This is a genomic window from Curtobacterium sp. NPDC090223 (assembly GCF_044746585.1).
GTDB lineage: Bacteria > Actinomycetota > Actinomycetes > Actinomycetales > Microbacteriaceae > Curtobacterium.
In genome coordinates, this window is the sequence record NZ_JBIVCN010000001.1 from 40,661 (window position 1) to 55,822 (window position 15,162).

General features: G+C 71.3%; 11 protein-coding genes. 8 read left to right on the forward strand and 3 right to left on the reverse strand.

Annotation, left to right across the window (positions count from 1 at the left end):
• Positions 1-2: 2 nt before the first annotated feature.
• The 5 genes from ACIPJY_RS00175 (at position 3) to ACIPJY_RS00195 (ending at position 7,790) form a co-directional block, all read left to right on the forward strand.
• Positions 3-3,458: a TM0106 family RecB-like putative nuclease gene (locus ACIPJY_RS00175; protein WP_400460786.1), complete on the forward strand. Its 3,456-nt coding sequence runs from the start codon at positions 3-5 to the stop codon at positions 3,456-3,458.
• A 144-nt stretch (positions 3,459-3,602) separates the two neighbouring features.
• Positions 3,603-4,952 carry an ABC transporter substrate-binding protein gene (locus tag ACIPJY_RS00180; protein ID WP_400460784.1) on the forward strand — a complete coding sequence of 450 codons (1,350 nt, stop codon included), beginning with the start codon at positions 3,603-3,605 and terminating at the stop codon, positions 4,950-4,952.
• Entirely contained in the window at positions 4,949-5,908 is a 960-nt protein-coding gene (locus ACIPJY_RS00185) for a carbohydrate ABC transporter permease (RefSeq protein ID WP_400460782.1), read from the forward strand. The genes ACIPJY_RS00180 and ACIPJY_RS00185 overlap by 4 nt, the downstream gene beginning before the upstream one ends.
• Entirely contained in the window at positions 5,908-6,759 is an 852-nt protein-coding gene (locus ACIPJY_RS00190; RefSeq protein ID WP_400460781.1) for a carbohydrate ABC transporter permease, read from the forward strand. Before ACIPJY_RS00185 ends, ACIPJY_RS00190 begins: the two co-directional genes overlap by 1 nt.
• Before the next feature lie 29 nt (positions 6,760-6,788).
• Complete coding sequence (locus ACIPJY_RS00195) at positions 6,789-7,790, forward strand: phosphotransferase family protein (RefSeq protein ID WP_400460779.1); 1,002 nt, start codon at positions 6,789-6,791, stop codon at positions 7,788-7,790.
• Between the two features lie 187 nt (positions 7,791-7,977).
• Here ACIPJY_RS00195 and ACIPJY_RS00200 read toward each other — a convergent pair whose 3' ends face one another.
• Both ACIPJY_RS00200 and ACIPJY_RS00205 read right to left on the reverse strand, forming a co-directional pair.
• Positions 7,978-8,637 (reverse strand): GPP34 family phosphoprotein, encoded by a 660-nt coding sequence (locus ACIPJY_RS00200; protein WP_400460778.1) that lies wholly within the window; start codon positions 8,635-8,637, stop codon positions 7,978-7,980.
• Positions 8,638-8,722: 85 nt separating this feature from the next.
• Positions 8,723-9,454, reverse strand: a complete 732-nt coding sequence (locus ACIPJY_RS00205) for an HNH endonuclease family protein (RefSeq protein ID WP_400460776.1) — start codon at positions 9,452-9,454, stop codon at positions 8,723-8,725.
• Positions 9,455-9,535: 81 nt separating this feature from the next.
• Between ACIPJY_RS00205 and ACIPJY_RS00210 the strand changes: the two genes are divergently transcribed.
• The gene (locus tag ACIPJY_RS00210) at positions 9,536-10,315 is read left to right on the forward strand and encodes an aldo/keto reductase (protein ID WP_400460774.1); all 780 of its coding nucleotides are present in this window, start codon (positions 9,536-9,538) and stop codon (positions 10,313-10,315) included.
• 34 nt (positions 10,316-10,349) lie between these two features.
• The gene (locus tag ACIPJY_RS00215; RefSeq protein WP_400460772.1) at positions 10,350-10,898 is read left to right on the forward strand and encodes a cysteine hydrolase family protein; all 549 of its coding nucleotides are present in this window, start codon (positions 10,350-10,352) and stop codon (positions 10,896-10,898) included.
• Here the strand turns inward: ACIPJY_RS00215 and ACIPJY_RS00220 are convergent.
• A complete protein-coding gene (locus ACIPJY_RS00220; RefSeq protein ID WP_400460770.1) occupies positions 10,891-14,229 on the reverse strand; it encodes an SNF2-related protein in 3,339 nt (1,112 codons plus the stop codon). The two genes, ACIPJY_RS00215 and ACIPJY_RS00220, sit on opposite strands and share 8 nt — an antisense overlap.
• Before the next feature lie 112 nt (positions 14,230-14,341).
• On the opposite strand from ACIPJY_RS00220, the gene ACIPJY_RS00225 reads away from it, so the two are divergent.
• A complete protein-coding gene (locus ACIPJY_RS00225) occupies positions 14,342-14,785 on the forward strand; it encodes a BLUF domain-containing protein (RefSeq protein WP_400460768.1) in 444 nt (147 codons plus the stop codon).
• Positions 14,786-15,162 lie beyond the last annotated feature (377 nt).

Below are 15,162 nucleotides of genomic sequence, written 5' to 3' on the forward strand. Positions count from 1 at the left end.
ACGTGCAGATCACCGAGCAGGGGCGGCCGCTCCTCAGCCCCAGCGACCTCACCACGTGGGCGTCCTGCGAGTGGGCGTTCCTGCGCCGCCTCGACGCCAAGCTCGGCCGCGGGGAGCCGCTGCCCGACGAGCACGACGACATGCTCGACCGCACCGCGAGACTCGGGGACCAGCACGAGCTCGACTACCTCGAGATCCTCAAGGCAACCCACGACGTCGTGGAGTTCGACCGCCCGGCACCCCCGCAGTACCCGGAAGCAGCAGCCGCAGCACTGGACGCCATGCGGAACGGCGCCGACGTCCTCTACCAACCGACGTTCTTCGAACCGCCGACCCCGGCCACGGCGGGCTTCATCGGCTTCGCGGACTTCATCATCCGCAACGCCGCGGGGGAGTACGAGGTCTACGACACCAAGCTCGCCCGGCACGCCAAGATCAGCGCGCTCCTGCAGCTCGCCGCCTACGCCGAGCGGATGCAGGCGCACGGCATCCCGACGGGCCAGCAGGTCCACCTGGTCCTCGGCGACCGCACGACGACCACGCACGACCTCGCCGACATCGCGCCGGTGTACCGCACGCAGCGCGCCGAGCTGGTGCGGGTGATCGACGAACGCCTGGACTCGAACGACGCGATGCAGTGGGGCGATCCCCGGTACAGCAGCTGCGGCCGGTGCAGCGCCTGCCAGCAGCAGGTGGAGCAGCACCGCGACCTGGTCCTCGTCGCCGGGATGCGCCTCGACCAGCGCACGAAGCTGATCCGGCAGGGGGTCCTGACGATCGACGACCTGGCGGTCCGCACCGCCCCCGTGCCCACCATGGCGAAGTCGACGCTGGATCGACTCGTCCGTCAGGCCAGCCTCCAGATCGACTCGGAGCACGCGCGCGACCGCAAGCCGCGCTTTGAGGTGCTGGACCCGACGGCCCTCGACGCGATCCCCGTGCCGGACGCAGGCGACGTCTTCTTCGACTTCGAGGGCGACCCGCTCCACACCGAGGACGGCGTGCACTGGGGCCTCGACTACCTCTTCGGCCTGGTCGACGACCGGGCCGACTTTACGGCGTTCTGGGCACACACGATCCGCGACGAACGCCAGGCGCTCGTGGACTTCCTCGCCTTCGTGGACGAGCGGCGTGCGCGGTACCCGGCCATGCACATCTACCACTACGCGGCCTACGAGCGGACGCACCTGCTCTCGCTCGCTGCCCGCCACGGCGTCGGCGAAGAGGCGGTCGACGACCTGCTCCGCCAAGGGGTCCTGGTCGACCTGTACCCGATCGTCCGCAAGGCCCTGGTCGTCGGCAGCCACAGCTACTCGATCAAGAAGCTCGAGCCCCTCTACATGGGCGAGGACCTCCGCCTGAGCGACGTCACGAACGCCGCGGACAGCATCACCGCCTACGTCGACGCGATCGAGGAACTCCGGAACGGCGACCCCGCGACCGGGCAGCGCATGCTCGACCAAGTTGCGGACTACAACGCCTACGACTGCCGCTCGACCCTGCGTCTGCGGGACTGGCTGCTGTCGCTGCGGCCACCGTCGACGGACGCGCCGGCCGAGCTCGACCTGCCGCCGATCCCCGTCGAGCGCGAGCCGAACCCGGTGTCCGTCGCGCTCGCGGAGCACCTGGACGGCGTGGTCGCGCTCGACCGCACCCCGGACCAGACGGCGCTGGCGCTCGCCGCAGCGGCGATCGACTACCACCGGCGCGAGGCCAAGACCTTCTGGCAAGACCACTTCGACCGCCTCCGCAACCCCCTCGACGAGTGGGCGGACACCCGCGACGTGCTGGTCGTGGAGCGGGCGTCGGTGGAGCGGGACTGGGACACGCTGCCGCGTGCCCGTTCGCAGTCCCGGGAACTCCGGTTGTCGGGGACGCTCGCGCCCGGCAGTCGGCTCCGGCCTGGAGGCTCGCCTCACCTGGTCTACGACACCCCGCCCCCGCCATCGGTCGGGTCTCCGGGCCCCGGGTCGAAGGGCGCGACGGATCGCGCCCAGATCATCGACGTGCTGGACCATGGGGAGTCGACGGAGGTCCTGCTCCTCGAACGGCTGCCCGTCGGTGGGGAGCCCCACCACGAGTTCCCGGTCGCGCTCGCGCCGTCGTCCCCACCGCGGGCGAAGCCACAGCCCGAGGCGATCGCCGAGTGGGGTGCGTCCGTGCTGGACGCGCTGGCGGAGATGCTGCCCGACCCGGCGCTCGACCTGCTCCGCCGGGTGCCACCGCGGGGTGCGCTCGCTCCGGTCGCCGGGGACGACACCGTCTCCGCCGTGGTCACGACGTTGCTCGGGCTCGACCGGTCGTACCTGGCGATCCAGGGTCCTCCCGGCACGGGCAAGACCTACGTCGGCTCGAACGTCGTCGCGCGGCTCGTCCGCGAGTACGGCTGGCGGGTCGGTGTCGTCGGGCAGTCGCACGCCACCAGCGAGAACTTCCTCGACGCGGTGATCGCGGCCGGGGTGCCGGCGGACCGGGTCGTGAAGCAGCCGAAGTCGGGCGCCGATGCCGAGGACGTCGAGGCAGCGGCGTGGACCCCCGTGAAGAACGGTGCGGCGATCGCGGCGTTCCTCGCCTCGTGCGAGCAGAGCGGCACCGGGGGAGTCGTCGGCGGCACGGCGTGGACGTTTGCGAACGCGTCCACGATCGAGCGGCGTTCCCTCGACCTGCTGGTCGTGGACGAGGCCGGGCAGTTCTCGCTCGCACCGACGATCGCCTCGTCGATCGCGGCCTCGCGGCTCCTGCTCCTCGGGGACCCGCAGCAGCTGCCCCAGGTGTCGCAGGGCTCCCACCCGGAGCCCGTGGACGAGTCCGCGCTCGGGTGGCTCGCGGACGGCGAGCACGTGCTGCCGCCGGAGTTCGGGTACTTCCTCGCGCGGACCCGGCGGATGGAGCCCGCGCTGACGGCGTCCGTCTCCGGGCTGTCCTACAACGGGCAGTTGACGTCGATGGCGTCGGGGCGGCACCTCGAGGGCGTCGAGGCCGGCGTGCACCCGGTGCCCGTCGTGCACGCGGGCAACACGACCTCCTCGCTCGAGGAAGGCCTGCGTGTCGTGGCGCTCGCGCAGGACGTCGTCGGGCGGACCTGGACGGACGGCGACACCGTGCGCCGACTCACCGACGAGGACGTCATCGTCGTCGCGCCGTACAACGCGCAGGGTGCGGTGATCCGGCAGGAACTCGACCGCGCCGGGCTGACCGGGACGCAGGTCGGGACGGTGGACCTGTTCCAGGGCCGAGAGGCCGTCGTGTCGATCGTCTCGCTCGCAGCGTCCTCGGCGGCGGACATCCCGCGCGGACTCGACTTCCTGCTGATGCCGAACCGCCTGAACGTCGCACTCTCGCGGGCGAAGTGGGCGGCGTACCTCGTGTACTCGCCCGCGCTCACCACGGCGCTGCCGCCCTCGATCCCGGGCCTGTCCCTGCTCTCCCGCTTCATCGAGCTCGTCGAGCCCCGCTGACACGCACGCAACGTCTGTGGCCCGAACGCGGGATGGCCCGGCACGAAGCACGGAAGGACGCCACCGGGGTACGTGATCCCGTGGGGGATGTCGGATGCCGCGTCTACTGTCCGACCGAGCGTCCATCCGCTCTCGAGGAGCCCCTTGTCACCATCGCAGCTGACCCGCCGTTCGCTCCTCGCCGGTGCGCTCGGCCTCGTCGCGGCCTCCGGTCTGAGCGGATGCGTCGCGAACAACGGGCCGCGGCCGAGCGGCGCTGCCGCCGGGTCGAAGGCCGACATCGGCGAGGTCGAGGGGACGATCCGCTTCGCCTTCTGGGGCGGCAGCGACGGGGAGAACGCCGGGTTCGCCCGCGCGAAGCAGGTCTTCGAGCAGCGGCACCCGAAGGCCACCGTCGAGCTGCAGACCTTGCCGTACGACGGGTTCTTCTCCGGCATCGACCGTGGCATCCTGTCGCGAACCGCTCCCGACGTCTTCCGCGTCGACTACACGAGCATCGGGAAGTACACCTCCCACGGTGTGCTGCTCGACCTGACGCCGTACCTGAGCGCTGCGGAGTCCAGCGCGTTCCTGCCCGCCCTGTACGACGCCGTCCGGTTCGAGGGACGGACCTACGGCGTGCCGCACCAGACCGACACCACGGCGATCGCGTTCAGCCGCTCGGCCCTCGACGAGGCGGGCATCGGTGCCGTGCCGGACCGGCTCGACGACGCGTGGACGTGGGAGGAGTTCGCCGCGGTGAGCACGAAGCTCCGGAAGAGCCTGCCGGAGGACAAGTACCCGTTCGCGTACGACTGGACGGCAGCCGGTGCCTATCGTTGGGCGAGCTTCCTGTACCAAGCGGGCGGATCGCTCCTGACGCACTCGCTCGAGCACTCGGCGGTCGACGGTGACCCGGGCCGCAAGGCGATGGCGTTCACGCAGCGGTTCTTCGACGAGCGCTGGGTCCCGGCGAACAACACCATCAAGACGACGGTCTACTCGGACAACTTCTTCCTGAACCAGACGGTCGCGATGACGTTCGTCGGCGACTTCCTGGTGCCCGAGCTCGCCGACGGGAAGAACGGCTACCAGGGCGGCGAGTGGGCGACGACCTACATGCCGCGGGACCGTGCGGCAGCATCGGACCTGGGCGGGAACGCAGTGGTCGCCACCCGCGACACCGCGAACCCCGACCTCGCGGCCGCGTTCCTGAAGTTCCTGGTCGAGGAGGACCAGATGCGCGACTTCTGCCAGCGGGCGAACGAGCTGCCGACGCTGCAGAGCCTGGCGGACACGCCGCTCGACTACGCGGTGCGACCCGACGTGATGGACGTCTTCACGCAGCAGGCGACCACGATCACCGAGACCGCGGTCCGGGAGACGGTGGTGCCTGGCTTCGCGTCGGTGAACACGGCGCTGCAGGACCAGCTCGAGCTGGCGTTCCACGGCCGGAGCACCGAGGCTGCTGTCGCGGCGATCGATGCTGCCGTCGACCAGGCGGTGTCCGCGTGACGGGCGCGACCGAGCGCATCGGGGGCGCCACGGCGGGTGGAGCCGTTCGGCGCGGACCGCGGCGGACCGCCGGGCCGTTCCGGGCCTCCAGCGGGGCCGCGGCGACCGCCTTCCTGGTGCCGAACGTCGTCTTGATCGTCGTGTTCACGCTGCTGCCGCTCGTCTACGCGCTGGTGATCAGCTTCCAGGACCTGGACTCGCTGGGCGGGACCAGTTGGGCCGGCCTCGGGAACTACACGAAGCTGCTGACGGATCCGGTTTTCTGGCAGTCCGCGGCGAACACAGGCGTGTTCACGCTGTTCACCGTGCCGGTCGGGATGGCCATCGGGCTCGGTGTCGCGGTGCTGCTGAACGGTGTGCTGCCCGGTCGAGCACTGTTCCGGACGATCATCTTCCTGCCGCTCGTGGTGTCGGGAGTGGCGACCGGCGTCCTCGGTGCGTGGATGTTCGACCAGAACAACGGGTTCATCGACAAGTTCCTGCACACGCTCGGGCTGCCGCAGGTGCAGTGGCAGTCGAGCGGCGGTTGGGCGATGACCGCGGTGATCCTGATGACGCTGTGGCAGCGCATCGGGTTCGACATGCTCATCTACCTCGCCGGGCTGCAGGGTGTCGACCCCGCGGTGCAAGAGGCGGCGACCACCGACGGCGCGACCGGGTGGCAGCGCTTCCGGCTCATCACGTTCCCGCTGCTCGGTCCCTCGACGTTCTTCCTGCTCGTGATGAACCTCATCTACTCGTTCCAGGTGTTCGACACGGTCTGGGCGATGACGCGCGGCGGGCCCGGCTACGGCACGACGACGATCGTGTCGTACGCCTACCGGGTGGCCTTCGACGAGCACGGGCCGCAGCTGCTCGGGTACGGTGCCGCCGTCGGCATCGTGATCTACCTCGTGACACTGCTCATCACGGGGATCCAGTGGCGGTTCAACGCCGGACGGGACCAGGCCGACTGATGACCGCACCCACCTGGAACACGCGGAGACGTCACGGCCGGACGCTCTGGCTGCGGCTCACCGTCGTGGTCGTCGTCACCATCGTGATGGCCTTCCCGCTGTACTGGATGCTGCTGACCGCGTTCTCGACCCGCGCAGACCTGTACGCGCCCGGGCTCCAGTGGTGGCCGGCACACTTCACGTTCCAGAACTTCGTCCGTCCGTTCCAGGAGTTCCCGGTCTGGCGGTGGTTCGCGAACTCGCTGGTCGTCTCGGTCGTCGTCACGGTCATCACGGTGGTCTGCAACCTGCTCGCCGGGTACGCGTTCGCGAAGCTGCGGTTCCGGGGCCGGAACGCGCTGTTCCTGGTGCTGCTGTCGACGCTGATGATCCCGCCGCAGGCGATCATCGTGCCGCAGTTCTTCATCTCGATCGGCCTGCACCTGTACGGCGGTCTGTGGGCGGTGATCCTGCCCGAGGCGGCGGCGATCTTCGGGGTGTTCCTGGCACGGCAGTTCTTCCTGGCCGTGCCCGACGAACTCATCGAGGCGGCGCAGCTCGACGGCGCCGGGCGGTTCCGCGCGTTCGTCTCGGTCGTGCTGCCGCTCTGCCGTCCGCTGCTGGCCGTTCTGGTGCTGCTGACGTTCATGGGGGAGTGGAACGCGTTCGGCTGGCCGCTCGTCGCGCTGTCCGGGAACCATGACCTGTTCACGGTGCCCATCGGCATCGTGGGGACGCTGCAGGGGCAGTACACGTCCGACTACGGTGCGATCATGGCGGTCAACCTGCTCATGATCCTGCCGATCGTCGCGCTGTTCCTGTGCTTCCAACGCTACTTCGTCGAGGGGCTGTCACGGAGCGGCCTGCGGTGACGGCTCGGCGAGCCGGGGGACGTCCGTCCATGGCCGACGCTCGACGATGGGTCGCCGCGGATTTCGGCGTCAGTGCGGTCCACATCGAGGAGGTGACCGGTGGCACCGACACGTCCGCTGCGGTGTGGCGGCTCGTCGACGGGGACGGCACCGCGTGGGCGGCGAAGTGGACCACCAGGTCGACCGGGACGGGGACCCGACTGGTCGCTTCGATGGCGGCCGCCGGACTCGAGAGCACCCCTGCGGCGCGGCCGACCGACGATGGTCGGCGTCGGAGCCGACGCGGTGGCGGCAAGCTCGCGGTGACACGGTGGTCGGACGGCGTGGACGCCGCGACCGTCGGGCTCGACCTTCCGGGCTGGCGCGAGTACGGCGCGCTCCTCGCGGGTGTGCACGCACACGAGTTCCCGGCTCCGGCTCGGAAGCAGGGGGCGCGGCGGGGGATCCGGCGGCGTCGTCGTCGGTACCGCGCGGAGATCGCAGCACTCGACGTCGCCGTGGCGAGCGGGGCCGGGGGACCGCTCGATCTGTGGCGCGATGCCCGGCCGCGTGTCGAGCTGCTGCTGCGCGGAACGATGCTGGTCCCCGGGGCGTCGGCCGACCCGGTGCCCTGTCACGGCGATGCGCACCTCGGCAACGTCCTGGTCGACGGCGATGGCGCGCTCCGCCTGGTCGACTGGGACGAAGCGGTCGTGGGTCCGCGCGAGCTCGACCTGCACCTGGTCGAGTTCCCCGTGCTCTTCACCCCGACGACGGCCGAGCAGCTCGCCGCGTTCCGTTCGGGCTACGGGCCGGTCGTCGTCGACGAACACCGGATGGTCCGGTTCGCGTGCATCCGCGCGCTCGAGGACCTCACGTCGACGATGACCGCGGCATGCGGTGGCGACGACGCGGAGCGAGCGGAAGCACTGCGGGTCTTCACCGGGATCCTCACGCCGACGGGCTCGGCGTCACTGGTGGAGGGCCGCCTCGTGGCAGCACTCGGCGAGACCGGCACTCGGCGAGACCGACCCCTGACGACACCGACCTGAGCCGGGCGCGGCCCCGAGGAGCGGGGGGCTGGTCGTCCGGCGCGGTCCCGGTCCACCCAACGGGGCGGGGGAACCGTTTCGATCGTCCGCGATGACGGATCCGGTTCCCAGAAGCCGGGTTCCGTGAACCGGATCCGTCAAACCGGGAGAACGAATCCGGTACCCGGGGGCGACCAGAGCGCTCGCGTCAGCTCGTCGCGGCCGTCGTGGCGGTGGTGGCGGCGACGATGGCCATCACCGCGGCGATCTGGATCTCCTCGAGGACGGCCTTGACCGCCGGGGACGCCCAGTTGCCGGAGGTGATCTCCCGCACGAGCGCCTTGTCGACCTTGCCGAACTGCTTGCGGAGGGTGTTGGTCGCGTCGAGCAGCGCGATCACCGCGGCGGTGAACGGCGTCGGCGCGGAACGCTGCGCCAGGACGTCGGCGACCGAGGACCGGAGCAGCGCCTCGGGGCCGCCGTCGCGCTCGGGGTACGCGGTCGAGGGGAAGATGCCGAGCGTCTTCCGTTGCTCCGTGGTCAGCAGTCCGCCGGCGACCAGCGACCCGAACACGTCGTCGCGGAGCTGGCGTTTGCCGAGCCGCGAGACCCACCACTTCGCCTTGCGGGGTGCTCCGGTGGCGGCGATCGTGCCGAGGACGCCGTCGAGGACCGCGTCGCCGGTCGTCGATCCGTCGACGACACGGACCTCCTTGCCCTCGAGCGAGACGGCGCCGCGCAGGGCGAGGTCCGCCAGGACCGCGCCGGCGAAACCCGGGTCGAACGTCTGCGTGTCCGTTGCCCGGCGCCCGTCGGCGTCGGTCAGGAGCAGGGCGAAGGCCTGCGGGACGGTGAGGTGCTCAGCCATGTCCGCATCGTTCCACGCGGGGCGGAGGTGGGTCGAGCCTCCAGGCCGATGCCCAGCCGACCCGCTGATCCCGTGCGCTCCGGGATCAGCAGCGTTCGAGCACCCGCGTGATGGCGTCGCGCTCTGCGGGCGCCACCCAGAGCCGGTACTTCGTCTTCACCGCGACCTGGTGCTCGACGTAGGTGCAGCGGAACGCGGTGTCGGCGGGGAGCCAGGTCGCGGCGTCGCCGGAGCGCTTCTGCGCGTTCGAGTGCTGGTCCACGGCGAAGAGGTTCTCCGGGTCGTTCGCCAGGGCCTCGCGCTCGTCCTGGCCGAGCTGCTGCGCGCCGGTCGTCCAGGCGTTCTCGAGCGCGACGACGTGGTCGATCTGCACCAGGGTGGACGTCGTGTCGCCGCGGACGAAGTCGATCGCCTGACCGGTGTACGGCGACACGAGTTCGCCCGAGACGACCCGGCACGGGCCGCTCCGCACGACGTCGGTGAGGTCCCGCGCCAGCACGTCGTTCCGGGTGTCACAGCCGTTCCGGTCGACGTCGAGCCACGCGGTGCCGAAGTCCGCAGTGCGGTCGTAGCCCGTCGCGGGCGCCTTCCCCTTGACGGGGAGCGCGGCGAGCAGCGCTCGAGCGTGCGCGGCGGCTGCGGTCGCAGCCGGACTGGAGGCCCGGGTCGGCTCCGGCGCGGCGGCCTCCGTCGTGCTCGTGGTGCTCGGATCGCTCGGCGTGCTCGTGCCGTGCAGGGCGTACCCGGCGATGGCGATCGCGACGACGATCAGGGTGGAGGACAGGGTGATGCGGGTGCGGCGTCGGCGGGACGTCATGCGGGATGGTGCTCCTGGTGCTCGGTGGTTCACCTGCGATCCTGGCGGACCCCTCCGACATCGCCGCGTAGACACGAGTGCATGACCGACTACGCAGAACCGTCCGTGCCGGTGACCGGCGGAGCGATGCCGCTCCTCGGGTTCGGCACCTGGCAGATCGCCGACGCCGACGCTCCCGCCGCCGTGGGCGCCGCACTCGAGGCGGGCTACCGCCACATCGACACCGCAACGGGGTACTCCAACCAGCGCGGTGTGGGGAAGGCGATCGCCGCCTCCGGGCTCGCCCGCGACGACGTCTTCGTCACGACGAAGCTCCCGCCGGACAACGCCGACCGCGTCCGGCAGACGATCGAGGAGAGCCTCGAGCAGCTCGGGCTCGACCACCTCGACCTGTGGCTCGTGCACTGGCCGCCGAACGGCGAGGCCCGGCCGGACGTCTGGCAGCAGCTCGTGCAGGCGCAGCAGGACGGCCTGACCAGGGCCATCGGCGTGAGCAACTACTCGCTCGCCCAGATCGACGAGCTCATCGAGGCGACCGGGGTCACCCCGGCGGTGAACCAGGTGAAGTGGAGCCCGGTCGAGTACGACGCGGCGTTCGCCGACGGGCTCCGGGAGCGCGGCGTCGTGCTCGAGGGGTACAGCCCGTTCAAGGCGAGCAACCTCGACGACCCGACGCTCGTGTCCATCGCCGAGGCGCACGACGTCGACGCCGCCCAGGTCATCGTCGCCTGGCACGTGGCGCACGGCTTCGTGGTGATCCCGAAGTCCTCGAACCCGGAGCGGATCCGGTCGAACGCCGCCGGCGCGACCGTGACCCTGTCCGAGGACGAGGTCACCCGGATCGACGCACTCGGCCACTGAGGACGACACTGCTCCGGGCGGTACTGTTCGTGGGGTGAGCACTGCACTCCTCGTCCTGGACTACCAGAACAGCATCGTCGACCGGCTCGGGACCGAGGAGGGCTTGGCGGCGGCGACCGCTGCCGTCTCGGCCGCTCGAGAGCGGGGCATCCCGGTCGTGTTCGTCCGCGTGGCGTTCCGGCCGGGTGCCCCCGAAGCGGCAGCCACGAACAAGATGTTCGGCGGGATGCGGGAGCGGATCGCTTCCCAGACGCCGGAGTCGACGCAGATCCACTCCGCGTTCGGGGTCGGCGACGACGACATCGTCGTGACGAAGCTCCGGGTCAGCGCGTTCGCCGGGTCGGACCTCGAGGTGCTGCTGCGCGGGCTGGAGGTCCGGGACCTCGTGCTCGCCGGCATCGCCACGAGCGGGGTCGTGCTCTCGACCCTGCGGCAGGCGGCCGACCTGGACTTCGGGCTGACGGTGCTGGCGGATGCCTGCTCGGACGGCGACCCCGAGGTGCACCGGGTGCTGCTCGAGAAGGTGTTCCCGCGCCAGGCGGAGGTCACCACGACCGCGGAGTGGACCGCGTCCATCAGCTGAGCAGGGAGCGGATGTCCTCGGCGGAGAGGTCGTCGGCGAAGAGCGCGTCGTCGTCGATCATCGCCCGGAAGAGCTGCGCCTTGCGTGCAGCGAGCGCGAGCACCTTCTCCTCGATGGTGTCCTCGGCGATGAGCCGGTTCACGTTCACCGACCGGGTCTGCCCGATGCGGTGCGTCCGGTCGACCGCCTGGGACTCGGCTGCCGGGTTCCACCACGGGTCGAGCACGAAGACGGTGTCCGCCTCGGTCAGGGTGAGCCCGAACCCGCCTGCCTTGAGCGAGATGAGGAACGCAGGCGTCGAGCCGCTCCGGAAGCGCTCGATGACCTTCGTCCGCCCTCGCGTCGAGCCGTCGAGGTAGTCGTACCCGATCCCGCGCGCGTCGAGGGCCGCGGCCACCATCTTCAGGAACGACGTGAACTGGCTGAACACCAGCGCGCGGCGCCCCTCTGCCGCGAGCTGTTCGAGCTCGTCGAGCAGCAGCTCCAGCTTGGCCGACGGGATCTCCGACGCACCGGTCTCGGGGTCCGCGACGAGGGCGGGCGAGAGCGCGAGCATCCGCAGCAGGGTCAGTGACCGGAACACGATCATCCGGTTGCGGTCGAGGTCGTCGATGAGGTCGAGCACCTTGAGGCGCTCCCGGTTCAGCGTGCGCTCGTAGACCTCGCGGTGGGCGGGGTCGAGTGTCACCCGGACGACCTGCTCCTGCTTCGGTGGCAGGTCCGCGGCGACGCTCTCCTTCGTCCGCCGGAGCATCAGCGGCCGGATCCGCCGTCGGAGTCTGGCGGTGAGTTCACGGCGGGCGTCCCCGCGGAGGTCGGGCGACGCGAGCGGCTTCACGTAGTCGTCGCCGAAGCGCGTCCACGAGGACAGCAGCCCGGGAGCGACGATCGAGAACAGTGCCCACAGGTCGGTCAGCCCGTTCTCGAGCGGCGTGCCGGTGATCGCGATCTTCACGGGGGCGCGGAGTTCCGCGGCCACCCGGTGCGTCTGCGACTGCGGGTTCTTCACGAACTGCGCCTCGTCGAGGAGCACCGCGGACCACGACAGGTCGGTGTAGGCCCGTTCGTCGAGCCGGAGCAGCGCGTACGAGGTCACGACGACGTCCGCCGCCGCGGCCTGGCGGGCGACGAGCGCCGGGTCCTTCAACGAGGTCGTCGTCACGGTGGCGACCCGGAGCGACGGCACGAAGCGGGCGGCCTCGAGTGCCCAGTTCCCGACGACCGAGGTCGGCGCGACGACCAGGAACGGCGCAGCATCCGGTGCGGCCCGACGCTGCGCGGCGATCATCGTGAGTGCCTGCAGGGTCTTGCCGAGGCCCATGTCGTCGGCGAGCACCCCGCCCACGCCGTGCTCGACGAGGAAGGACAGCCACGCGTACCCGGACAGCTGGTACGGCCGCAGGTCCGCGTGCACGGTCTCGGGCACCTGGACGTCGGTGGGCGGTGCGGCGTCGAGGAGCCGGGCGGCCATCGCCCGCCAGCGCTCGTCGTGGTCGGTCTCGTCGGCGAGCTGGTCGAACTCGGACCACAGCCCGGCCTGCAGCGGTGTGACCGTCATCGGCTGCGACGGCTCCCACTCGTTCTGCTCGCGGGCTTCCTCGATGAGCTCCTTGAGGCGGTCGAACGCCGGGTCTCCGAGCGACAGGTAGGAGTTGTCGACGAGCTTCAACCGGCGCTGTCGGCTCGCGAGCGCGGTGAGCAGCGGCGTGAACGGGATCTCCTTGCCGTTCACGCTGACGATGATCCCGAGGTCGAACCAGTCGTGCTTGTCCGACGGCATCGTCGTCACGCGGATGTGCGGCCGGCCGCTCAGCCGCTCGTAGTCGAGCCGCTCGCCCTGCACGACGACCCGGACGCCGTGCTCCACCAGCGCCGGCAGCAGCTCGTTCGCCAGGACCGCGACGTCGGCGCCGTCGACGGTGCCGTCGACGAACCAGTCCAGTCCACCGCCGGGACCGCCGGGAGGCTCGGCTCGGCTCGCGTCGTCGGCCGACGGCCCCGACGTGGTCGCGTCGTCCGCCGCGCGCACGCCCGTCAGGTCGGGCAGCGGCCCGTGCACGCCCACCGGGTCCTTCCGCCCGTCGACGTGCCAGCGCCACTGCAGGTGTGCGACGTCGTCGGTGCGCGGTGCCCGGGCCGGTTCGAACGTCACGGTGAGCACGAGTTCGGGCGGCGTCCGTTCCGGCAGCTCGATCGAGCCGTCGGAGCTCACGAGCCCGAGCGCTCCGCGGAGCCGCGGCGACCAGTCGGCCAGGAACTCGTCGACCTCGGTGCTCGGGACCTGGATGCGGGTGCCCTCGACGAGCATGCGGCGCTGGTCGTCCGGGACCGGCTCGGGCGTCGGTGCGAGCTCGACCCGGAACTCGGGGGACTCCCGCGGGACGTAGAGGCCGTGGTCGCCGATGAGCCGAGCGGCGCCGTCCACCACGGGTCGGCCGTCGAGCACGGCGCTCGTGCCGATCACGAGCCCGGTGTCGGACCGAGCGACGTCGAGCAGCACCCGGGCTTCGTCGCCGAGCACGACGCCGCCCTCGCGCTTCCCGGTGACGAACGCGATCACGAGCGCCGGAGCCTGGCGCAGCAGCGGCCAGAGCAGCGGGCTCTGGAAGTCGTCGAGGTGGATCCAGTCGCTCTCACCGGGCAGCCCGGCGAGCGCACCCGCACGGTGCAGCGCGGCGAACTGCAGGAACCAGGCGTGCTGCTCGGCGCCGAGGCCGAGTCGGTTCATCGAGTAGGGGAGCGTGCCCCACGTCAGCTGCCCGCGCACCCAGTTGCCGGCGCCGCTGCGGGTCACGGGGCGGACGCCGAGCCGCACGGACCGTGACGCCGTCGGCAGCGCGCGCCCGGCGGCCCGCGCTCGCGCGGCCATCCGGGCCGGGACCGCGTCGCGGAGCTCGAACTGCAGACCGAGGGGAGTACTGCTCGCGGAGGCGACCGGTGGCGGGGTGTCACCGGCGAGGCGGGCGACCTCGTGCCTCCAGTCCGGGGCCGGCGGAGCCGGTTGCTCGGAACGCGGGCCGGCCTGTGTGGCGAGGGCACGTGCGTTGATGGTGAGGAGCGCTGCGGCGACGTGCTTGCACTCGCCGCCGATGGGGCAGGAGCAGCGCGACCGGACCGGCCGGACGAACTCGCCGCGGGCGACGGTGGTGTCGACGGAGACCACGTAGGGGTCGTCCTCGGAGCCGGCGACGCTGGCGGTGATGGTGCCGTCGTCGTGGAAGGTGGCTTCTTCGACCAGGCCGCGGCGGACGATGTCCCGCGCGCGGCCGAAGGTCTGCGGCCCGACGAAACGGATGACGTCGACGGCGTCGATCATCGGGGCGGCTGGCACACGCCCATCGTGCCAGCACCCACCGACCTCGGCGGACATGGCCTCGGCGGACCCGGCCCACCCGGACAGGGGCTGTCGGCGGCGGGCGCGAGCCGTCAGGCTCGTCATCACCATGCTGCAGTCACTGGTCTACATGAGTTCGGCCACCGAGCCGTTCGACGACGATGCCCTCGAGCGCCTGCTCGACCACGCCCGGGCCCGGAACACCGAGGACGGCCTGACCGGGATGCTCGTGCACCGCTCCGGGCGGTTCATGCAGCTGCTCGAGGGACCGTACGACCGGGTGATGGCGACGTACGCGCGGATCCTCGAGGACGACAGGCACGGGGACGTCGCCCTGCTGGTCGAGGAGTCGCTGCACACGCGACGCTTCCCGGACTGGACGATGGCGTACGACCGGTCGGACGACACCGACGTGCCCGAGGGGTTCAGCACGTTCCTCGGCGCGGGTGACCGGAGTGCGGACCACAGCCGGTCCCGGGAGCTGCTGCGCTGGTTCCGGAACCACCCGCTGGCCGATCCGACCGCTGCCGGCGGGAAGCACCGGCGGGTCTAGCGCGCCGTGGGCAGCGCAGAGAACGACGAGGTTCGGGGTGCCCTCGACAGGTTCGGGTCTCCGTCTGGGCACCCCGAGCGCGCACTGTCCAGACGGGCGGATGGAACCGCTTCCGGCTGAGCCAGCCACTCGAACGGGGAGAGTGTCCGGAGCAGGGTCACAACGGAGCGCACCCGGGGGACTGTACCCCGCACGCTTCACGTGTTGCCAGGTTCCGCTGGGCGGGGTGCCGACGCACACCCTGGTCGCCGGCACCCCTGGTGGCGGACCTGACCCGAACAGAGCCGCCGACGTCCACTCTGCCTGGTCGACAGGTGTCGTGCTCACCGGCGGTTCCGGGGACCTGGCGTCCACCGACCAGGGGCGGCGAGTGTCGA

Bases quoted from the DNA above. Each gene is read 5' to 3' on its own strand.
- ACIPJY_RS00190 (WP_400460781.1), top strand. From the start codon at position 5,908: ATGACCGCACCCACCTGGAACACGCGGAGACGTCACGGCCGGACGCTC.
- ACIPJY_RS00225 (WP_400460768.1), top strand. From the start codon at position 14,342: ATGCTGCAGTCACTGGTCTACATGAGTTCGGCCACCGAGCCGTTCGAC.
- ACIPJY_RS00200 (WP_400460778.1), bottom strand. From the start codon at position 8,637: ATGGCTGAGCACCTCACCGTCCCGCAGGCCTTCGCCCTGCTCCTGACC.
- ACIPJY_RS00205 (WP_400460776.1), bottom strand. From the start codon at position 9,454: ATGACGTCCCGCCGACGCCGCACCCGCATCACCCTGTCCTCCACCCTG.
- ACIPJY_RS00195 (WP_400460779.1), top strand. From the start codon at position 6,789: ATGGCCGACGCTCGACGATGGGTCGCCGCGGATTTCGGCGTCAGTGCG.
- ACIPJY_RS00210 (WP_400460774.1), top strand. From the start codon at position 9,536: ATGACCGACTACGCAGAACCGTCCGTGCCGGTGACCGGCGGAGCGATG.